Source organism: Micromonospora sp. NBC_00617, assembly GCF_045161355.1.
Classification (GTDB): domain Bacteria; phylum Actinomycetota; class Actinomycetes; order Mycobacteriales; family Micromonosporaceae; genus Micromonospora.
Map to the genome: position 1 here is coordinate 3,376,672 of NZ_CP107751.1, position 20,460 is coordinate 3,397,131.

17 protein-coding genes and 1 pseudogene are annotated in these 20,460 nt (G+C 71.9%); 5 read left to right on the forward strand and 13 right to left on the reverse strand.

Annotated elements, in window-relative coordinates; genetic code table 11:
• Nucleotides 1-69: 69 nt before the first annotated feature.
• Nucleotides 70-1,875: an aspartate--tRNA ligase gene (aspS, locus tag OG505_RS15405; RefSeq protein WP_405434034.1), complete on the reverse strand. Its 1,806-nt coding sequence runs from the start codon at nt 1,873-1,875 to the stop codon at nt 70-72.
• A 185-nt stretch (nt 1,876-2,060) separates the two neighbouring features.
• Between aspS and OG505_RS15410 the strand changes: the two genes are divergently transcribed.
• Nucleotides 2,061-2,780: a DUF998 domain-containing protein gene (locus OG505_RS15410; protein ID WP_405434035.1), complete on the forward strand. Its 720-nt coding sequence runs from the start codon at nt 2,061-2,063 to the stop codon at nt 2,778-2,780.
• A 90-nt stretch (nt 2,781-2,870) separates the two neighbouring features.
• On the opposite strand, the gene OG505_RS15415 is transcribed toward OG505_RS15410, so the two are convergent.
• Complete coding sequence (locus tag OG505_RS15415) at nt 2,871-3,914, reverse strand: S1 family peptidase (RefSeq protein ID WP_405434037.1); 1,044 nt, start codon at nt 3,912-3,914, stop codon at nt 2,871-2,873.
• 407 nt (nt 3,915-4,321) lie between these two features.
• Between OG505_RS15415 and OG505_RS15420 the strand changes: the two are divergent.
• Nucleotides 4,322-4,621: pseudogene (locus tag OG505_RS15420) on the forward strand (PaaI family thioesterase); the annotation flags it as partial.
• A gap of 148 nt (nt 4,622-4,769) precedes the next feature.
• Here OG505_RS15420 and OG505_RS15425 read toward each other — a convergent pair.
• The 3 genes from OG505_RS15425 to OG505_RS15435 all read right to left on the reverse strand — a co-directional run bounded on the left by OG505_RS15425 (nt 4,770) and on the right by OG505_RS15435 (nt 7,894).
• A complete protein-coding gene (locus tag OG505_RS15425; protein WP_405434038.1) occupies nt 4,770-5,711 on the reverse strand; it encodes an acyl-ACP desaturase in 942 nt (313 codons plus the stop codon).
• A 71-nt stretch (nt 5,712-5,782) separates the two neighbouring features.
• On the reverse strand, nt 5,783-7,111 hold the full coding sequence (hisS, locus tag OG505_RS15430; protein ID WP_405434039.1) for a histidine--tRNA ligase: 1,329 nt from the start codon (nt 7,109-7,111) through the stop codon (nt 5,783-5,785).
• A 72-nt stretch (nt 7,112-7,183) separates the two neighbouring features.
• A complete protein-coding gene (locus OG505_RS15435) occupies nt 7,184-7,894 on the reverse strand; it encodes an MBL fold metallo-hydrolase (RefSeq protein ID WP_405434040.1) in 711 nt (236 codons plus the stop codon).
• A 267-nt stretch (nt 7,895-8,161) separates the two neighbouring features.
• Between OG505_RS15435 and OG505_RS15440 the strand changes: the two genes are divergently transcribed.
• Nucleotides 8,162-9,040 (forward strand): peptidylprolyl isomerase, encoded by an 879-nt coding sequence (locus OG505_RS15440; protein ID WP_405434041.1) that lies wholly within the window; start codon nt 8,162-8,164, stop codon nt 9,038-9,040.
• Between the two features lie 60 nt (nt 9,041-9,100).
• Nucleotides 9,101-9,940 (forward strand): peptidylprolyl isomerase, encoded by an 840-nt coding sequence (locus OG505_RS15445; RefSeq protein ID WP_405434043.1) that lies wholly within the window; start codon nt 9,101-9,103, stop codon nt 9,938-9,940.
• Nucleotides 9,941-9,998: 58 nt separating this feature from the next.
• On the opposite strand, the gene OG505_RS15450 is transcribed toward OG505_RS15445, so the two are convergent.
• From OG505_RS15450 to ruvC, 8 genes are all read right to left on the reverse strand, one after another.
• Nucleotides 9,999-12,527 (reverse strand): RelA/SpoT family protein, encoded by a 2,529-nt coding sequence (locus tag OG505_RS15450; RefSeq protein WP_405434044.1) that lies wholly within the window; start codon nt 12,525-12,527, stop codon nt 9,999-10,001.
• A 169-nt stretch (nt 12,528-12,696) separates the two neighbouring features.
• Nucleotides 12,697-13,263, reverse strand: coding sequence for an adenine phosphoribosyltransferase (locus tag OG505_RS15455; RefSeq protein ID WP_405434046.1), 567 nt, complete (start codon nt 13,261-13,263; stop codon nt 12,697-12,699).
• A gap of 103 nt (nt 13,264-13,366) precedes the next feature.
• Nucleotides 13,367-14,560 (reverse strand): protein translocase subunit SecF, encoded by a 1,194-nt coding sequence (gene secF / locus OG505_RS15460; RefSeq protein ID WP_405434048.1) that lies wholly within the window; start codon nt 14,558-14,560, stop codon nt 13,367-13,369.
• 1 nt (nt 14,561) lies between these two features.
• Nucleotides 14,562-16,457, reverse strand: a complete 1,896-nt coding sequence (gene secD, locus OG505_RS15465; protein WP_405434050.1) for a protein translocase subunit SecD — start codon at nt 16,455-16,457, stop codon at nt 14,562-14,564.
• A gap of 278 nt (nt 16,458-16,735) precedes the next feature.
• Complete coding sequence (gene yajC / locus OG505_RS15470) at nt 16,736-17,074, reverse strand: preprotein translocase subunit YajC (protein WP_405434051.1); 339 nt, start codon at nt 17,072-17,074, stop codon at nt 16,736-16,738.
• 139 nt (nt 17,075-17,213) lie between these two features.
• A complete protein-coding gene (gene ruvB, locus OG505_RS15475; RefSeq protein WP_405434053.1) occupies nt 17,214-18,281 on the reverse strand; it encodes a Holliday junction branch migration DNA helicase RuvB in 1,068 nt (355 codons plus the stop codon).
• 28 nt (nt 18,282-18,309) lie between these two features.
• A complete protein-coding gene (ruvA, locus tag OG505_RS15480) occupies nt 18,310-18,912 on the reverse strand; it encodes a Holliday junction branch migration protein RuvA (RefSeq protein ID WP_405434055.1) in 603 nt (200 codons plus the stop codon).
• Nucleotides 18,909-19,436, reverse strand: a complete 528-nt coding sequence (ruvC, locus tag OG505_RS15485; protein ID WP_234583505.1) for a crossover junction endodeoxyribonuclease RuvC — start codon at nt 19,434-19,436, stop codon at nt 18,909-18,911. Before ruvC ends, ruvA begins: the two co-directional genes overlap by 4 nt.
• Nucleotides 19,437-19,674: 238 nt before the next feature.
• Between ruvC and OG505_RS15490 the strand changes: the two genes are divergently transcribed.
• Nucleotides 19,675-20,457 (forward strand): 3-hydroxybutyrate dehydrogenase, encoded by a 783-nt coding sequence (locus tag OG505_RS15490; RefSeq protein WP_405434056.1) that lies wholly within the window; start codon nt 19,675-19,677, stop codon nt 20,455-20,457.
• Nucleotides 20,458-20,460 lie beyond the last annotated feature (3 nt).

Sequence of the window (20,460 nt, forward strand, 5' to 3'; positions counted from 1 at the left end):
GTTTGCGTCATCTCGCGGGGCGATGATGACGCAAACCTCTTGATCAACCAAGCAGAGGCGGGGGTGCGGTCAGACCGGGTCGGCCACCGGGGCTGCCGGGCCCGCGGTGCCGGTGTTCGCGGCGGGGGTCGGCTTGGGCTTGGCGTCGATGCCGGCCTCGGTGCGCTGCTGAGCGGTGATCGGGGTCGGAGCACCGGTCAGCGGGTCGAAGCCGCCCCGGGTCTTCGGAAACGCGATGACCTCACGGATGGAGTCCGCGCCGGCCAGCAGCATGCAGACCCGGTCCCAGCCGAACGCGATGCCGCCGTGCGGCGGTGCGCCGTACTTGAACGCCTCCAGCAGGAAGCCGAACTTGTCCTGGGCCTCCTCGGGGGTGATGCCGAGCAGATCGAACACCCGCTTCTGCACGTCGCCCCGGTGGATACGGATCGACCCGCCGCCGATCTCGTTGCCGTTGCAGACGATGTCGTACGCGTACGCCAGGGCGCGGTCCGGGGCCTCCTCGAACCGGTCCACCCACTCCGCGTTCGGCGAGGTGAACGGGTGGTGCACAGCCGTCCAGCCACCCTCGTCGGTCTTCTCGAACATCGGCGCGTCGACCACCCAGCAGAACGCCCAGGCACTCTCGTCGACCAGGCCGGCCCGCTTGGCGATCTCGACACGGGCCGCGCCCAGCAGCTCCTGCGCCTCGCGGGCGTTGGCGCCGGCCGCGAAGAAGACCGCATCGCCCGGCTTGGCGCCGACCGCGTCGGCGAGCCCGCCCAGGTGCTCGGCGGACAGGTTCTTGGCCACCGGGCCACGCGCCTCGCCGGTCTCGGCGTCCAGCACCACGTACGCCAGGCCCCGCGCGCCGCGCGCCTTCGCCCAGTCCTGCCAGCCGTCCAGCTCCTTGCGGCTCTGCGCCGCGCCGCCGGGCATCACCACCGCGCCCACGTAGCCGCCCGCGTCGATCGCGCCGGCGAACACCCGGAACTCGGTGCCGCGCAGGTAGTTCGTCAGCTCGGTCAGCTCCACGCCGTAGCGCAGGTCCGGCTTGTCCGAGCCGTACCGGGACATCGCGTCGTGCCAGGTGATCCGCGGGATCGGCCGGCTGATCTCGTGCCCGGCCAGGTCCTTCCACAGCGCCGAGACGATCGCCTCGCCGAGGTCGATCACGTCGTCCTCGGTGACGAAGGACATCTCGATGTCGAGCTGGGTGAACTCCGGCTGCCGGTCGGCGCGGAAGTCCTCGTCGCGGTAGCAGCGCGCGATCTGGTAATACCGCTCCATGCCGCCGACCATCAGCAGCTGCTTGAACAGCTGCGGCGACTGCGGCAACGCGTACCAGCTGCCGGGCTGGAGTCGCACGGGCACCAGGAAGTCGCGGGCCCCCTCGGGCGTCGAGCGGGTCAGCGTCGGCGTCTCGATCTCCAGGAAGTCCCGCTCGTGCAGCACCCCCCGGGCCAGGTGGCTGGCGCGCGAGCGCAGCCGCAGCGCGTTCGCCGGGCCACTGCGGCGCAGGTCCAGGTAGCGGTACCGCAGGCGGAGGTCGTCACCGGCCTCGACCTGGTCGTCCACCGGGAGCGGCAGCGGCGCGGCCTCGGAGAGCACCTCCAGCTCGACCGCGGTCACCTCGACGTCGCCGGTGGGCAGCTCCGGGTTCTCGTTGCCGGCCGGCCGGCGGGTCACCTCGCCGGTGACCTTCACGCAGAACTCGTTGCGCAGCGCGTGCGCGTCCTCCTCGCGGAACACCACCTGGACCACGCCGGAGCCGTCGCGCAGGTCGACGAAGATGACGCCGCCGTGGTCACGCCGGCGGGCCACCCACCCGGCGAGCGTCACCGTCGAGCCGGCGTCCGCGGCGCGCAGGCTTCCGGCATTGTGGGTACGGATCACGGCTGGCAACTCCTCATCGTGGAACAGTCCTCACCCGCATTCTGTCAGGGGCGGCCGGACCGCTCGGGGGCCACCCGGCAGGCCGGCACGATTCGCAGGTGGGCAGGCGGCAGGCCGCGCGCTTTGCCGGTGGGCGGCCTGGCGAACCCGGCTCGCCGGGCCGTCGCGCCGGTTAACGTGGCCGAATGCGCGCCGTACCAAACTGGGGCGTCGCCACGGCGGTGGCCGCGCCGGTGCTGCTGGTGGGCGGTTGGACGGTCGCGGGCGCCCGCCAGCCGGCCGGGTACGACCCGGTCCGCGACACCATCAGCGAACTGGCGGGGCACCACGCCACCGATTCCTGGATCATGATCACTTCTCTGCTGCTGCTGGGCTGCTGCTACCTGGCGATCGCCGCCGTGCTGCACGCGGCCGGCCTGCCCAGCCGCTTCCTGCTCGCCGTCGGCGGCGTGGCCACCATCGCGCTGGTCGCCTTTCCCCGGCCGGCCGTCGGCGGCTCACTCCGCCACGGCATCGCGGCCACCATCGCCGTCCTGGCGTTGGCGCTCTGGCCGGCCGGATCGGCGCTGCGGCTGCCGCGCGGCCCGGACGCGGCACATTCGCGAGCCCCGCAGCCGCCCTGGGCCTTTCGGCGGGGCGTGGCGCTGAGCGCCACGATCGTGCTGCTCGCCCTCTTCGGCTGGTTCGCGTTCGAGGTGACCAGCGGATCCCGGACCGGCCTGGCCGAACGGGTGACGGCGGTGGGCGTGTCACTCTGGCCGCTGTTGGCGGTCCTCTCCGCCCGACGGGCACACCTCGCCGGGGCCACCGACGGCGCCACGCCGCTCGGGCCCGCCGTGGCGACGACCGGTGTCGTACCCGCGGATCCCCTGCTTCCCACGGACGGGCCGGATCGTCTCGCCTGAGGCGGCGCGGGCGGCGGGGCGGACGGCCCGGCCCCGGACGCGCGGCGCGGGCCGCCGGAGGATTCCGGCGACCCGCGGGCGGTGAATCGATCAGAAGACGCTGACGCCGTAGACGCTCAGGGCCTCGGTAACGGGCTGGAAGTAGGTCGTCCCGCCGCTGCTGCAGTTACCGCTTCCGCCGGAGGTGAGGCCGAGCGCGGTGCTGCCGGAGAAGAGCGAGCCGCCGCTGTCGCCACCCTCGGCGCAGACGTTGGTGCGGATCAGGCCGGAGACCGAACCCTCGGCGTAGTTCACCGTGGCGTTGGTCGCGGACACCGAGCCGCTGCGCAGGCCGGTGGTGCTGCCCGAGCGCTGCACCGACTGGCCGACCGACGCGTTGCCGGCGCCGGTGATGTCCCGGTAGCTGCCGTTGTAGAGGTAGACGTTACCGGCGGCGTTCGCGGAGTTGCTGTGCCGCACGATGCCGTAGTCGTTGCCCGGGAAGCTGGTGCCGGTACGGGTGCCCAGCAGGCTGGTCTGGCTGGAGTTCGAGTACCAGTTGGTGCCGAGGTTGGTGCAGTGCCCGGCGGTCAGGAAGTAGTAGGTGCTGCCGCTGCGCACGTTGAAGCCGAGCGAGCAGCGGTAACCGCCGGTGTAGATGGCCTGGCCACCCGAGATGCGGGTGCTGAGCACGCCGGCCTCGGCCTCGACGCGTACCGCGCCGTTGGCGCGCGCGGCAGCGGCCTTGACCCGCTCCAGCTTGGCGCCGGTGACGGTGCTGTCGACGGAGACGACCACCTGGTTGGTGATCGGGTCGGTCCACCAGGCGGTGCCGGGGATCTTCGCCGAGCGCTCCAGCTCGGCGGTGGCCCGGTTGAGCTCGGCGGCGCCGCGGGTGACGTACCGGACGCTCGCGCCGGCCTTGCTGACCGTGCGGGCGGCGGCGGCGTCGGTCACCGTGACGACGGTCTTGCCGCTGGCGTCGATGTACGAGCCGGCGGAGCGGTCGCCGAGCTGAGCGGAGAGGGCTGCGGCGGCGTCGGGCGAGGCGGCGGGGGCGGCCTGGGCGGGTGCGCCGATGAGCGAGCCGACGACCAGGGTTCCGCTCACGGCAACAGTCGCCGCAACACGGAATGAGGACCTCGTGGGTCGCATGTAACAAACCTCCTGGGCGGGGGAGACGGGTCTGACCGGGGGTGGCTGACCCGAGGGCAACCCGACCGATCTGCGAAAACCGGCCGAGTGATCTGAAGTATTCACATACTTAAGATCATTGACAAGACCTGGTTTCGCCCGAATTCGTCGACCCGCTCCGGTCACACCGCCGCAACACCGCGGACACACTCGCGGGCACCTGCCGTCACACCCCCAGGACCACCGGATCCGTTTCGGACACCACGCGCCGACCGACGCCGTTGCCGCCACAACCCCCGCCGCGCCCCGACCCCGGATCACCACGGGATCGGGCAGCACGGCGGCAGCCAGCGGGCGGCGCAGACGGCGGCCAGGCGGGCGGCGCAGACGGCGTCAGGGGGTACGGCGGCGCGCGCCGTCGAGCTGGTCCCCAGGAGTTCCACTACAACCCGCTGGGCACCGTCCACGGTGGCGTCATCTCGACCCTGCTGGACACCGCCGCCGCCTGCGCCGTGCACACCACGCTGCCCGCCGGGGTCGGCTACACCTCGCTGGACCTGAACGTGAAATCCCTGCGCCCGCTCACCGTCGACAGCGGCACGCTGCGCTGCGAGGGCACGGTGCTGCAACGCGGCCGCCGCACGTCCCGGGCCGAAGCCCGCCTCACCGACGCGAACGCCCGCCTGATAGCCCACGCCACAAGCACCTGCCTCCTCTTCCCCCTCCCCCAACCCCCGACCCCCTCCCCTGATCCCCGCGATCTTGCACTTCCGGTCGCCGGAATGAGGGAGATTGCCCCGATTCACCGGGACAGCAAGTGCAAGATCGGCGAGGGGTGGGGCGGGGAGGGCGGGAGGGCGGGAGGGCCGGGGGGGGTTAGCGGAGGGCTAGGCGGGCGGCTCGGGCGTCGCGCTTCTCTTCGAAGCGGGCTGCTGCGCTCTCCAGGGCCTCCAGCTGGGTTGCGAGCTGTTCGCGGGCGGCCTCGCCGTCGGCGTCGAGGCCGGTCACGTTGAAGACGTCCCACTGGCGCAGCACCGGCTGCAACACCTCGTCGCGGTGCTGGCGCAGGTCGTAGATGCCGGCGAGGGCGATCGCCACCGACTTGCGGGCGAAGCCGTCGATGCCGTTGCCGGGCATCTGGAAGTTGGCCACCACGTCGGCGACCGCCCGCATGGCCTGGTTCGGGGCCAGCTCGAACGCGGCGGCGAGCAGGTTGCGGTAGAAGACCATGTGCAGGTTCTCGTCGGCGGCGACCCGGGCCAGCAGCGCCTCGCAGGCGGGGTCGCCGGTGGCCTTGCCGGTGTTGCGGTGCGAGATGCGGGTGGCCAACTCCTGGAACGAGACGTACGCCAGGGAGTGCAGCACCTCGTCGTCGTGCACGTTGACGTAGCCGGCGGACATGTGGGTCATCCGGGCGCGCTCGAGCGCCACCGGGTCGACCGCCCGGGTGACGGTCAGGTAGTCGCGGATGGCCGTGCCGTGCCGGCCCTCCTCCGCGGTCCACCGGTGCACCCAGGTGCCCCACGCGCCGTCGCGGCCGAACAGGGTGGCGATCTCGTGGTGGTACGAGGGCAGGTTGTCCTCGGTCAGCAGGTTGACGATCAGCGCGGTGCGGGCGACGTCCGGGATGGTCGAGTCGGTCGGCGACCACGCCTCACCACCCAGCGGCCCATCGAACGTGCGACCCTCGCTCCACGGCACGTACTCGTGCGGGAACCACTCCTTCGCCAGCGAGAGGTGACGGTCCAGGTTGCGCGCGACGACCGGCTCCAGCTCGACGAGCAGGGCGGTCTGGCTCAGTGTGGTGCTCACGGTCACGAGTAACTCCCTACGGTGGCGTAACTTACGCTACCGTAGGTCCCCGCGGCCGTACGCGCTAGTCGTGACACTCAACCGACCTTCGGCTTGAGGTCCTCCCCGGGCGGCGCCCACTCCCGGGCGTCGGCCGTGACCTGCTCGCCCGAGCGGATGTCCTTCACCTCGTCCGGAGCGCCGTCGGCCCCCGGGAACCAGACGTACGGGATGCCGCGCCGCTCGGCATAGCGGATCTGCTTGCCGAACTTCGCCGCGCTCGGCGACACCTCGGTGGCGATGCCCCGCCGGCGCAGCGCCGACGCGATCCGGCCACTGGCCGGGCGGTGCTCCTCGTCAGCCAGGGCCACCAGGACACAGGTGGGCACCGAACGGGAGACCGACAGCTCCCCCGCGCCGAAGAGCAGCCCGAGCAGCCGGGTCACCCCGATCGAGATGCCCACCCCGGGGTACGAGGTGGCGCCGGCGCTGGCCAGGTTGTCGTACCGGCCGCCGGAGCAGATCGAGCCGAAGCGCTCGTAGCCGCGCAGCTGGGTCTCGTAGACGGTGCCCGTGTAGTAATCCAGGCCACGGGCGATGCGCAGGTCCGCCACACAGAGGCCGGGCGAGTGCTCGGCGGCGGTGTCCACCACCCGGACCAGCTCCTCGACGCCCTCGTCGAGCAGCGGGTCGCTCACCCCGAGCGCCCGGACGGCGTCGGCGAACGAGGCGTCCGGGGCGGAGATCTCGGCCAGCGCCAGGCACGCCTTGGCCTGCGCCTCGCTCGCCCCGGCGGTCTCGGCCAGCAGGTCGGCGACCTTCGCCGGGCCGATCTTGTCGAGCTTGTCGACGGTGCGCAGCGCCGCCTCCGGGTCGGTGACCCCGATGCCGCGGAAGAAGCCCTCCCAGATCTTGCGGTTGTTGACCTGGATGGTCACCGGCGGGATGGGCAGGGCGCGCAGCGCGTCCCCGATGACCAGCGGCATCTCCGCCTCGTGGTGCGCGGCCAGGGTGTCCCGGTCGACGATGTCGATGTCGGCCTGGACGAACTCCCGGTAGCGCCCCTCCTGCGGCCGCTCACCCCGCCACACCTTCTGGATCTGGTAGCGGCGGAACGGGAAGCTCAGCTTGCCGGCGTTCTCCAACACGTACCTGGCGAACGGCACGGTCAGGTCGAAGTGCAGGCCGAGCTGGTCGTCGCCACCGGATCCCTCGGCGTCGGCGTGCAGCCGCCGGATCACGTAGACCTCCTTGGAGGTCTCGCCCTTGCGCAGCAGCTGGTCCAGCGGCTCCACGGCGCGGGTCTCCAGCGGCGCGAACCCGTACAGCTCGAAGGTGTCCCGGATCTTGCCGAGCACGAACTGCTCGATCATCCGCTGGCCGGGGGTCCACTCCGGGAAACCGGAGATGGGCGTGGGCTTGCTCATCGGCGTACTCCTTGCGATCCCGCGCCCGCGGCGCGGTGGTGTCGTGGGTCCGCGCGCGGCGCGGACGAAGAACTAGAGGCCCCGGGTGGGAGCGGCCGGCGCCGCGCCGGCCACCTCGATGAGGTACGGGTTGCTGGCGCGCTCGCGGCCGATGGTGGTGCCGGGGCCGTGGCCGGGCAGCACGACGGTGTCGTCAGCCAGCGGGAGGATCTTGTCGCGCAGGCTGGTGAGCATCGCCGGCATGCTGCCGCCGGGCAGGTCGGTGCGGCCGATCGAGCCGGCGAAGAGGACGTCGCCGGAGAGGCAGATCTCGTCGGCCTCCCAGCCCGACCCGGCGCCGGGCAACCGGAACAGCACCGACCCGCCGGTATGGCCCGGGGCGTGGTCGACGGCGATCTCCAGGCCGGCGAGCGTGAGGGTCGCGCCGTCGGTCAGCTCGGCCACGTCCTCCGGCTCGGTGTAGCTCAGCTTGCCGCCGAAGAGCGAGGTCAGGTCGGTCGACAGGCCCTTGGCCGGGTCGGCGAGCATCTCCCGGTCGCCGGGGTGCACGTACGCGGTGATCCCGCGCGCGCCGCAGACCGGCGCCACCGAGAACGTGTGATCCAGGTGGCCGTGGGTGAGCAGCACGGCGGCCGGATGCAGGCGGTGCTCGGCGAGCAGCGCGTCGAGCTGGTCGAGCACCCCGATGCCGGGATCGACCACCACGCACTGCTCCCCCGGCGCGGCGGCCACCACATAGCAGTTGGTGCCGAAGGCGTCCGCGGGAAAGCCGGCCACGAGCACGGGCGCTGTCCTCTCCGTCGAGCTGTCGTCCTGCCCAGCAGCCTAACCGGCGGGGCGAGCGCGTTTGCCGCGTCCGCCCCCGCAGCCCCATCCGACACAGTGACATCACACGATATGAGCTGCTGGCGGTGGGGTGGACCTCGTACACCACATTCCCAGTCACTAGCCGTACACTCTGGCGGGCGTGTGGCGTGGCACACGCGACGCCCGGACGGGCCGGGAAACCCGGCCGCCGGTGACGACCAGGCCAAGGAAAGGGGAGCACCTGTGGCTTCCAGCAGGGACCGGCAGCGCAAACTGGCGCGGGCCAAGCTCGACCGGCAGCTGGCTCGCCGGGCCGCCGCCACGCGGCGCCGCCGGCAGATCCAGGCCGGTGTCGGCGCCTTCCTGGTCCTCGCGGTGATCGTGGCCGGCTCGGCCTGGGCGCTCGGGGCGTTCGACTCCGATCCGAAGAAGAACACCGCCGCGGAGGACACCTGCCTCTGGACGCCGCAGGACGCGAGCGCCAACACCAACCTCAAGGACGTCGGCACGCCGGCGACCAAGGGCCTGCCGACCGACGGCACCCGGGCGATGACGGTCACCACCAACCAGGGTGCGCCGATCACCGCCGAGCTGAACCTGGCCAACTCCCCCTGCGCCGCGGCGAGCATCGCCCACCTGGCGAGCCGGTCGTTCTACGACAACACCACGTGCCACGAGATCACCGCCGACGGCGCGCTGCGCTGCGGTGACCCCAGCGGCACCGGCCTCGGCGGGCCGACCTACTCGTTCTACGACGAGGACGTGCCGACCGTGCCGTCGGCGTCGCCGTCGGCCAGCCCGGCGCCCGGTCAGCCGCCGACGTACCCCAAGGGCACCGTGGCGATGATCTCCAACCCGCCCGGCGCCAACGGCAGCCAGTTCCTGATCTTCTTCAAGGACTTCACGACCACGGACCCGAAGTACCCGGTGATCGGCAAGGTGACCGGTGGGCTCGACGTGGTCGAGAAGATCGGTGCCCTGCCGACCGTGGACAATGGGACCGGGGCCAAGGTCAAGCCCAAGACCGACGTGGTGATCCAGAGCCTCACGGTCGGCGAGCCGGTCACCGGCGCGGCACCGGCGCCGTCCGGTGCTCCGGCCAGCAGCCCGAGCGCCGGCTGACCGGTCGCCCCCACCCCAACCGAGCGGCACCCCGCAGCAAACAGCCAGGAGGATCCAGGCGTGACGTCCACCAGAGAGCGGCAGCGCGCGGCGGCACGCGCCCGACTCGAGAAGGAGATGGCCGAGCGCTCGGCCAAGGCCCGCAAGCGCCGCCAGACGCAGGCGATCGTCGGCGCGGCCGCCGTGCTGGTGCTCGTGGTCGCCGGCACCGTCTGGCTGGCCACGACCCTCGGCGGTGACGACGACAAGACCGACACCGCCGCCTCGGCGCCCGGTGCCAGCGAGTGCGTCTACAACGCGATGCCGACCGACCAGCGGCCCCCGCAGATCAAGGACGTCGGGGTGCCCAGCAACGAGCAGTCCGCCAAGGGCGTGCAGACCATGACGATCACCACCAACCTGGGCCCGATCACGGCCAAGGTCGACCGGTCGCAGGTGCCGTGCACGGCCGGGGCGTTCACCTACCTGGCGGAGAAGAACTTCTTCGACAACAGCAAGTGCCACCGCCTGGTGACCGAGGGCATCAAGGTGCTGCAGTGCGGTGACCCGAGCGCCACCGGCAAGGGCTGGCGGGACACCGACGGCACCGGTGGCCCGAGCTTCCGGCTGCCGGAGGAGAACCTGCCCACCGACAAGCGCCCGCCGTACCCGGAGGGCGTCATCGCGATGGCCAACTCCGGTCAGCCGGGCAGCACCGGCAGCCAGTTCTTCATCGTGTACGGCGACTCGCCGCTGGACCCGGCGTACACGGTGCTGGGCACCGTCACCGGCGGCATGGACATCGTCCAGGACGTGGCCAAGGCCGGCGACGACGGGGCGTTCGCCCAGCAGGCCGGTGGTGGCCACCCGAAGAAGGAGGTCGTGATCACCGACCTCACGATGAGCCCGCCGCAGGGCTGACACCCGCACGAGACGACGAAGCGCCCGCCGGCTGAGCCGGCGGGCGCTTTCGTGTGCGTCAGGCGCCCGAGGTGACCCGGTACGCGTCGAAGACCCCGTCGACCTTGCGGACGGTGGCCAGCAGGTGGCCCAGGTGCTTCGGGTCGGCCATCTCGAAGCTGAACCGGCTCACCGCCACCCGGTCGCGGGTGGTGGTGACCGTCGCGGACAGGATGTTGACCCGCTCGTCGGAGAGCACCCGGGTGACGTCGGCGAGCAGCTTGTGCCGATCCAGTGCCTCGACCTGTATCGCCACCAGGAACGTGGAGGCGGACGTGAGCTTCCAGCTCACCTCGACCACCCGCTCAGCCTGGGCCCGCAGGTCCTCGGCGTTGGCGCAGTCGTCGCGGTGCACGCTCACGCCGCCGGAGCGGGTGACGAAGCCGAACACCGAGTCCGGTGGAACCGGGGTGCAGCAGCGGGCCAGCTTGATCCAGACGTCGCTGACGCCACGGACCACCACGCCGGGGTCGCTGCTGCTCTGGCGGCTGCGCGGCGGCCGGGTGGCGACGGCGGTCTCGGCGATGTCCTCCGCCGCGCCCTCCTCGCCGCCGTACGCGGCCATCAGCTTCTGCACCACCGACTGCGCGGAGACCTGACTGTCGCCGACCGCCGCGTACAGCGACGCCACGTCGGCGAGGTGCAGGTCCCGGGCGATCGACATCAGCGCGTCGGAGGTGAGCATCCGCTGCAACGGCATGCCCTGCTTGCGCATCGCCTTGACGATCGCGTCCTTGCCGGCCTCGATCGCCTCCTCGCGCCGCTCCTTGTTGAAGTACTGGCGGATCTTCGTGCGGGCGCGCGGGCTCTTGACGAAGCCCAGCCAGTCCTGCGTGGGGCCGGCCGTCTCGGACTTCGACGTGAAGATCTCGATCACGTCGCCGTTGGACAGCGTCGACTCCAGCGGCACGAGCTTGCCGTTGACCCGTGCGCCGATGCACTTGTGCCCCACCTCGGTGTGCACCGCGTACGCGAAGTCCACCGGCGTCGACCCGGTCGGCAGCGGGATGACGTCCCCCTTGGGGGTGAAGACGTACACCTCCTGGCTGGACAGGTCGAAGCGCAGCGCGTCCAGGAACTCGCTCGGGTCGGCGGCCTCGCGCTGCCAGTCCAGCAGTTGCCGCAGCCAGGTCATCTCGTCGATGTGCGCCGGCGGGCCGACGATCTGGGTGCCCTTGTGCTCCTTGTACTTCCAGTGCGCGGCGATGCCGAACTCCGCGGTGCGGTGCATCGCGTACGTGCGGATCTGCATCTCCACCGGCTTGCCGGTGGGCCCGATGACCGTCGTGTGCAACGACTGGTACATGTTGAACTTGGGCATCGCGATGTAGTCCTTGAAGCGGCCCGGCACCGGTTGCCAGTTGGCGTGGATCACGCCGAGCGCCGCGTAGCAGTCCCGCACGGTGTCGACCAGGATCCGGACGCCGACCAGGTCGTAGATGTCGTTGAAGTCGCGACCCCGCACGATCATCTTCTGATAGATCGAGTAGAGGTGCTTCGGCCGCCCGGTCGTCTCCGCCTTGATCTTGGCGGCCTTCAGGTCGGTGCCGACCTTCTGGGTGACCTGGCGCAGCAGCGACTCGCGCTGCGGCTGGTGCTCCCCGATCAGCCGGTTGATCTCCTCGTAGCGCTTCGGGAACAGGGTGCCGAAGGCCAGGTCCTCCAGCTCCCACTTGATCGTGTTCATACCGAGCCGGTGCGCCAGCGGCGCCAGGATCTCCAGCGTCTCCTTGGCCTTCTGCTCCTGCTTGGGGCGGGGCAGGAAGGTCAGGGTGCGCATGTTGTGCAGCCGGTCGGCCAGCTTGATCACCAGCACCCGCGGGTCCTTGGCCATCGCCACGACCATCTTGCGGATCGTCTCGGCCTTGGCGGCGTCGCCCAGCTTGACCTTGTCCAGCTTGGTGACGCCGTCGACCAGCAGGGCGACCTCGCCGCCGAAGTCGGCGCGCATCGCGTCGAGGGTGTACTCGGTGTCCTCGATGGTGTCGTGCAGCAGCGCGGCGACCAGCGTGGTGGTGTCCATCCCCAGGTTGCCGAGGATGGTGGCGACGGCGAGCGGGTGGGTGATGTACGGATCGCCGGACTTGCGGTACTGCCCGGAGTGCCACCGCGCCGCCGTGTCGAAGGCGCGCTGCAGCAGCCGCGCGTCGGCCTTCGGGTGGTTCTCCCGGTGGCTCGCGATGAGCGGCTCCAGCACCTCGCTGACCTGCGAGGTCTGCCAGGGCGCGTTGAACCGGGCCAGCCGGGCGCGCACCCGCCGACCGGTGGGCGCGCTGGACAGCCCGAAGCCACCGGTCGGCGACGGGTCGACGCCGGCGTCGGTCGGGAACGGGACCACGACCCCGTCGGCGCCCGCAGACGCCTCGGTGGTGGCGCTCGCCGTGACCCCGGTCGGAGCCGTCGCGCCGTCAGCAGGAGCCCTGCCGGAGCCGTTGTCGGTGCCCGTCACCCGGGCCGGCGCGTCGCCGTTCCGGTCGGTCACCGAGCCGTCAGCGTCGCCTGTCGGGTGCACCGTGCCCTCCGCCGGAGGGACGACATCGTGGGACACCGGCCTCCTCACCGCTCGCCGGAAACACACCGGCCGAACGTCGGCCGGCCTGGTCTCGCGTCGCCGGACGGTGTACCGCCGACGTCAGCAAAGGGCAATGCTACCCGCACGGACGGTCCCCTGCCGCTCCGCCGGACGGTCGGCGCGAGCTCCGCCCGACGGGCCGGGTTCAAACGGTCAGCAGGGCATGGACCGGGCGCGGCGCCAGCCGCTCCCGCGCGCCCAGGAAGCCGATCTCCAGCAGCACGGTGAAGCCCGTGACCGTCCCGCCGGCCCGCTCGACGAGGTCCAGCGTCGCCTCGGCGGTGCCGCCGGTGGCCAGCACGTCGTCGACGACCAGCACCCGGTGGCCGGCGGTGAAGGCGTCCTCGTGCACCTCCAGGGTGGCCTCGCCGTACTCGAGGGCGTACGACACCGAGTGCGCCGGGCGGGGCAGCTTGCCGGCCTTGCGCACGGGCACCACGCCGACCCCGGCCGCGTACGCGACGGCCGCCGCGACGACGAAGCCGCGCGCCTCGATGCCCACCACCACGTCGAAGCCGTCCCGCCCGTGGTACGCGACGATCCCGTCGACGACCTCGCGGAACGCCTTCCCGTCGGCGAACAGCGGCATCAGATCCTTGAACAGGACACCGGGCTTGGGGAAGTCCGGCACGTCCAGCACCCGGCTGGCCACCAACCGGGCGGCCTCCGGGCCGCTGTCCCCGCGCGCCACGGTGCTGTGGGTCTCCGTCACGGCTGTTCGTTTCCCTTCCCACGACGACGGCGTCCGGCATGCTGCTCGCACAGCATGCCGGACGCCGTTCAGGCGTTTCCTCCCGGGTCGGCTCCGGGGCCGGTCAGCGCCGCTTGGCGCCGCCGGGCCGGTTACCGCCGCCGCCGGGACGACCGCCCCGGGCGCCGGTCGGCCGCTTGCCCGCCGGCCGCGCGCCCACCTTCGGGGCGGCGCCGGCCAGCGCGGCGGAGTCGGGATCGAGCGGCGCGTCGGCCACCTCGCCCTCGGCCGCGGCCGGAGCACCCTTGCCGGTGACCTCGCCACGGCCCGGCGTACCCCGACGGGCCTGCACCCGCTTGTAGTGCGCCTGGATGCGGGGGTCGTAGCTCTTCAGCAGCGCCAGCAGCGGCGTCGCCACCAGGATGGAGGTCAGGAACGCCACCGCCATACCCACGAACAGCACCAGGCCGAGGTCCTTCAGCGTGCCGGCGCCGAGCAGGCCGGCGCCGATGAAGAGCAGACCACCGACGGGCAGCAGGGCCACCACCGAGGTGTTCAGCGACCGCATGAGGCTCTGGTTGACGGCCAGGTTGGCCGCCTCGCCGTACGTCATGTTGTTGTTGGCGGTGATGCCGCGGGTGTTCTCCTGCACCTTGTCGAAGACCACCACCACGTCGTAGAGCGCGAAGCCCAGGATCGTGAGGAAACCGATGATCGTCGACGGGGTGACCTCGAAGCCGACCAGCGAGTAGATGCCGGCGGTGAGGATCAGGTTCGTGATCAGCGACGCCACCGCGGCGACCGCCATTCGCCACTCGAAGCGCAGGATCAGGTAGACCATCACCAGCGCGATGAAGATCACCAGACCGAGCACAGCCCGCTCGGTGACCTGGCTGCCCCACGCCTCGCTGACCTGGTTGCCGCTGATCTGGTCCGGGTTGATGCCGAACCGCTGGGCGATGTCGGCCTTGACCGCGGTGGCCTGCTCCGCGCTGAGCTGACCGGTACGCAGCTCGTAGGTGTCGCCGCCCGTGCCGCCGACCTTCTGCGCGGTCACCACCTTGGTGCCGCCGCCCTCGGCGGCGAGCGCGGCGTTGACCTGCTCCTCGGCCTGGTTCAGGGTGCCGACGCTGGCCGGCACCTGGAACGAGTTGCCGCCGGCGAACTCGATGCCGAGGCTGAACCCGCGAATCGAGAAGCTGAGGATCGCGATCAGGATCAGGATCCCGGCGACGCTGAACCAGAGCTTGCGCCGGCCGACGACGTTGAGACCGGCCTCGCCGTTGTAGAGGCGGCTCGCCAGACCGTTCTGAGCCATCTCAGGCCTCCTTGGCGCGCGGGTTGCGGGGCTGAGTCTGCTGGTTGCGGGCCGGAAGCGCCCGGCCCAGGCCGCTGACCCGCGGGGACAGGAACGCCCGGGTCCGGGCGAACATCGTCATGATCGGGTGCCGGAAGAGGAAGACCACGACCAGGTCCAGCACCGTGGCCAGGCCGAGGGCGAACGCGAAGCCCTTGACCGTGCCGACCGAGACCACGTAGAGCACCACCGCGGAGAGCAGGGTGATCGCGTTGGCCGAGATGATCGTCCGGCGGGCGCGGATCCAGGCGCGGGGCACCGCGCTGCGCGGGCTGCGCCCCTCCCGGATCTCGTCCTTGAGTCGTTCGAAGTAGATGACGAACGAGTCCGCCGCCACACCGAGCGAGACGATCATGCCGGCGATGCCGGCGAGGGTGAGCGTGAAGCCGATCTGCCGGCCGAGCACCACCAGCGCGCCGAAGACGAGCAGCGCGGAGAGGATCAGGCTCAGGAAGATCACCGAGCCGAGCAGCCGGTAGTAGAAGAACGCGTAGATGATGACCAGCAGCATGCCGATGCCGGCCGCGAGCAGACCCGCGCGCAGGTGGCTGGCACCCAGGGTCGCGGTGACGTTCTGCGACTCCTGCGGCTCGAAGGTCACCGGCAGCGCGCCGTAGCGCAGCTGGCTGGCGAGCGCGCTGGCGTCCTTCTGGTTGAAGTTGCCGGTGATCTGGGAGTTGCCGGTCAGCACACCCTGGATCTCCGGGGAGGAGACGATCTCGTTGTCCAGCACGACGGCCACGCGGCACTTGCCGTCCTGACCGAGAGCGCTCGCGTCGCAGGCCTGACCCTCGTTGGTGAACGCCTCACGGGTCAGCGCGGTCCACTTGCCCTGGCCCTTGCCGGTGAAGTCGAGGCTGACCACCCAGGCGTTGGTCTGGTCGAGCACCGCGTTGGCGTCGTCCACGTCGGTGCCGAGCACCTTGGCCTGGTCGAGCAGGTACTTCGAGGCGCCGCCCTCGCAGGACACGACCTGCTGCTTCGGGTCGGAGATCGACGCCGGGGGACGCTTGTCGAGCTGGGCGCAGCCGATCGTCGGCACGTTGAACTGCATCTGCGCCGGCAGCACGGCGACCTCTTGCGGCGACAGCGTGCCGAACGGCTTGAGCTTGTCGCCCAGCGACGGGTCGGCGCTCAGGTCGGCGGGGGCCTGCAGACCGCTGGCGGCCTGCCAGGCGGCGGCGCCGACCTTCTGCTCGACGGCCTTGCGCTGCTCCTCGATGCTCGCCGGCACCGGCTCGGCGCTGGCGCTCGCCGACGGCGCGGCGGCGCTCGCCGACGCCGAGGGGGTCGGTGTGGCGCTGGCGGACGGCGCGGGCGCCATCCCGCCCTGACCACCGCTGGCCGACGGGCTCACCTTCGGGGCGGCGCTGCCGGACGGGGTCGCCGAGGGGGCGCCGGACGGGTTGACGCTGTCCGGGGCTGCCGTGGCCGGCGGCGCGGCGGCCGTCCCGCTGCCGTCGGCGCCCTTGAGCACCTTGCGGAAGCGCAGCTCGGCCGCGCTGCCCACCTCGTCGAGGTTCCGGTTCTCACCGGGCAGGGAGATGACGATGTTCCGGTTGCCCTCGGTGACCACCTCGGCCTCGGCCACGCCGAGCCCGTTGACCCGGTTCTCGATGATCTGCCGGGCCTCCTCAAGGTTCTCGGCCGTCGGGGGCTTGCCATCGACGCTGTTGGTCGCCTCCAGCGTCATCCGGGTGCCGCCGATCAGGTCCAGGCCGAGCCGAGGCTCCAGCCGGTCCTTGAAGCTGCCGCTGGCGCCGCCCGAGAAGAAGACCAAAAGATAGAGGACGACGAAGATGAACCCGAGCACGGCGAGCTGCCGGCCGGGTCGCATCTGTCCCTGAGGTGGTGCCACGGTTGTCCTGTCTCCCTGTACGGTCGCGCCGCTGCGCGCGGCGGCGGCGAGTGTCGGGCCGGGGGTCCCGGCCAACGGGTCTGACCTGGCCGACGGGGGGTGCCGGCGCGCTGGCCGGACGCGCCGGCGTGGGACGCCGACGGTCACGGGAACGTGCCGACGCCCGGCGTCGACCCAACTATCCAGTTTTCACGTCGCGTCCGCTGCCCCGTCGGACGGGGCGGCCCCGGGCTCCGGTCGCCTGGTCGTACGCCAGAACCGTCGCCCGGCGGCCGAAATCAGTCCTTGACGGTGTCCGCGTCCTCGGTGGCCGGCTCGCTCGGCAGCTCCGCGCGGGTGACCACCCGGGCGATGGCCGGCCGGGCGTAGCGGGTCTGCACGCCCGGAGCGATCTCGAGCAGCACCGCGTCGTCCTCGACGCCGGTGACCGTGCCGTAGAGCCCGCCGATGGTGACAACCTCGTCGCCCGGGCCCAGCGCGGACTGCATGGCCTCCGCATCGCGGCGACGCTTCTGCTGCGGACGGATCATCATGAAGTACATGACGCCGAAGAGCAGAACGATCATCAGGATCGGCGTGAAGCCGCCGGCCCCACCACCTGCTGCAAGGTATTGCACGGTTACTGCCTTCCCATTGGCCACCCGCCACGGCACGGGAGTGCCGGAGCGGAGGCGGATTCTCACATCCTGTACAGACCGCGGCGAAGTCTAATCCCTGCGCCTGAGAACACCGAATGCGGCGCAGATCACGTTCACATCACGGCTGATCGGTGTCCAGGGAGAACAAGTCGGGCGCAGACGGGACATCCATCCCAAATGTACCATTCGGCGGAGTGCGCCCCAGGTGCCGCCAGGCGGCCTCCGTGGCCACCCGGCCCCGCGGGGTACGGGCCAGCAGGCCGGCACGCACCAGGAACGGCTCGCAGACCTCCTCGACCGTGTCCGGCTGCTCCCCCACCGCCACGGCGAGCGTGGACAACCCGACCGGGCCGCCCCGGAACGAGTCCACCAGCGCGGTCAGCACCGCCCGGTCCAGCCGGTCCAGACCCAGCGCGTCGACGTCGTACACCGTCAGGGCCTTGCGGGCGGTGCCCAGGGTGACCACACCGTCGGCCCGGACCTCCGCGTAGTCGCGGACCCGGCGCAGCAGCCGGTTGGCGATCCGGGGGGTGCCCCGGGACCGGCCCGCGATCTCCGCCGCGCCGTCGGCCGTGATCGGCACCCCGAGGATGCGCGCCGAACGGTGCAGCAGCGTCTCCAGGTCCGCCGGGGCGTAGAAGTCGAGGTGCGCGACGAAGCCGAACCGGTCCCGCATGGGCCCGGTCAACAGACCCGAGCGGGTGGTCGCGCCGACCAGGGTGAACGGCTCGACGTCCAGCGGGATCGCGGTGGCGCCCGGCCCCTTGCCGACCACCACGTCGACCCGGAAGTCCTCCATCGCGCTGTAGAGCAGCTCCTCCGCCGGCCGGGCGATCCGGTGGATCTCGTCGATGAAGAGCACGTCGCCCTCGGCGAGGCTGGTCACGATCGCTGCCAGGTCGCCGGAACGCTCGATCGCCGGGCCGCTGGTCACGCGGATGCCGGCGCCCAGCTCCGCGGCGACGATGTTGGCCAGGCTCGTCTTGCCCAGCCCGGGTGGCCCGGAGAGCAGGATGTGATCCGGGGGCGACCCCCGCCGCATGGCGCCCTGCAACAACAGGTCGAGCTGATCGCGCACCCGGTCCTGGGCGATGAACTCGGCCAGCCGCCGGGGCCGCACGGTGGCCTCCACGTCCCGGTCGGCATCACTGACGTACGCCGAGACGAGACCGTCGGTGTCGCTCACCGTGCCGCCCCCCGTCGCCCCTCGGCGGTCATCGGGTACGACCCAGCAGGCGGATGGCCTGCTTGAGCAGGACCGGCACGGGCGGGGTGGCGCCGTCGAGGGTCTCCGCCACGGCGGCCACCGCCTGGTCGGCCTGACCGGCCGTCCAGCCCAGTCCGACCAGCGCCTGCCGCACCTGATCGGGCCAGGCGCCGCCGGTCACGCCGCCCACCCCGTCGGCGCCGATCGACACCGGGCCGATCCGGTCCCGCAACTCCAGCACCAGGCGCTCGGCGCCCTTCTTGCCGATCCCGGGCACCCGGGTCAGCGCGGCGGTGTCGGCGTTGGCGATGGCCTTTCGCACCGCGTCCGGCGTGTGCACGGCCAGCACCGCCTGGGCCAGCCGTGGGCCGACGCCGCTGGCCGTCTGCAACAGCTCGAACAACGCCTTGGCGTCGTCGTCGGCGAAACCGTAGAGGGTCAGCGAGTCCTCCCGGACCACCAGGCTGGTGGCCAGCCGCGCCGGCTGCCCCACCCGCAGCTCGGCGAGGGTCCCGGGGGCGCAGTGCACGGCCAGGCCGACACCGCCGACCTCGATCACGGCCAGATCCGGGCCTGTCGCGGTCACCGTGCCGCGCACGCTGGCGATCATCGTGCTCCTCCTCGTCGTGCCCGATCGGCCGCGGCGGCCAGCTTGGAACGGGTGCCGCCGCGCCATACGTGGCAGATGGCCAGGGCGAGAGCGTCGGCGGCGTCGGCCGGCTTCGGTGGCTCGTCCAGCCGCAGCAGCCGGGTCACCATGGCCGTCACCTGTGCCTTGTCGGCCTGGCCGGAACCGGTCACCGCCGCCTTCACCTCGCTCGGGGTGTACGTCTGCACCGGCAGCCCGGCCCGCGCCCCGGCCAGCACGGCGATGCCGCTGGCCTGGGCGGTGCCCATCACCGTCCGGACGTTGTGCTGGCTGAACACCCGCTCGACGGCGACGCTCTCCGGCTGGTGCTCGGCGACCAGCTTGGTCAGCGACCGGTCCAGGTGCAGCAGGCGCAGCGGCAGGTCGTCGGCCGGGTCGGTGTAGACCACGTAGTACGCGATGAGGGTGCAGGGCCGACCGGGCACGCCCTCGACGACGCCCACCCCACACCGCGTCAACCCCGGGTCGACCCCCAGCACCCGCACGCCGCCCCCCTCCCCCAGCCGTCAGCAGTACGTGTGTTCGACACCCTAACCGGCGCCCTTCCCACCAGCCCCACGGGACACGCCCTCCCACACCCCACGCCCTGCTCCCGGCGCGCGGCGGGGCGGGCGCGGGCGATGGGGGCAGGGGGCAGGGGCAGGGGGGCCACACAGCAGTGGTACGGAGTATGTGTCGCTGCCCCATGTGCCGCAGGGCACACAGCTCGTAACTTCTTGCGCCATGACGGCAGAACCCGTGGTGGTCCCCCACGTCGTACAGGTCGACCTCGCCGGTCGGACCGCCCTGGTCACCGGGGGCGGCAGCGGCATCGGGCGGGCCTGTGCCCTGCGGTTGGGCGCGGCCGGCGCCAAGGTGCTCGTGGTGGACCGCAACCTGGAGGCGGCCAAGGCGGTCGCCGCCGAGGCCGGCGGACGCGCCGAGGGCGTGGACCTGGCCGACGCGGCGGCCGTGGACGCGCTCGACGTGGACGTGGACATCGTGGTGAACAACGCCGGCCTCCAGCACGTGGCGCCGCTGCAGGACTTCCCCGTCGAGCGCTTCGAGTACATCCAGCGGGTGATGGTGGAGGCGCCGTTCCTGCTGATCCGCCGCGCGTTGCCGCACATGTACGCCCGGGGCTGGGGCCGGATCGTCAACATCTCGTCGGTGCACGGCCTGCGCGCCTCGCCGTACAAGGCGGCCTACGTCTCGGCGAAGCACGCCCTCGAAGGGCTGTCGAAGGTGGTGGCGCTGGAGGGTGCCGCGCACGGGGTGACCGCCAACTGCATCAACCCGGCGTACGTACGAACCGCCCTGGTGGAGAGCCAGATCGCCGATCAGGCGGCCAGCCACGGCATCGGCGAGGCCGAGGTGATCGAGAAGGTCATGCTGGCGCGGGCCGCCATCAAGCGGCTGATCGAGCCGGAGGAGGTCGCCGAGTTGTTGGCGTACCTCTGTTCGCCGCCGGCGGCCTTCATCACTGGCGCGTCGATCGCGCTCGACGGGGGCTGGACGGCCAACTAGTGG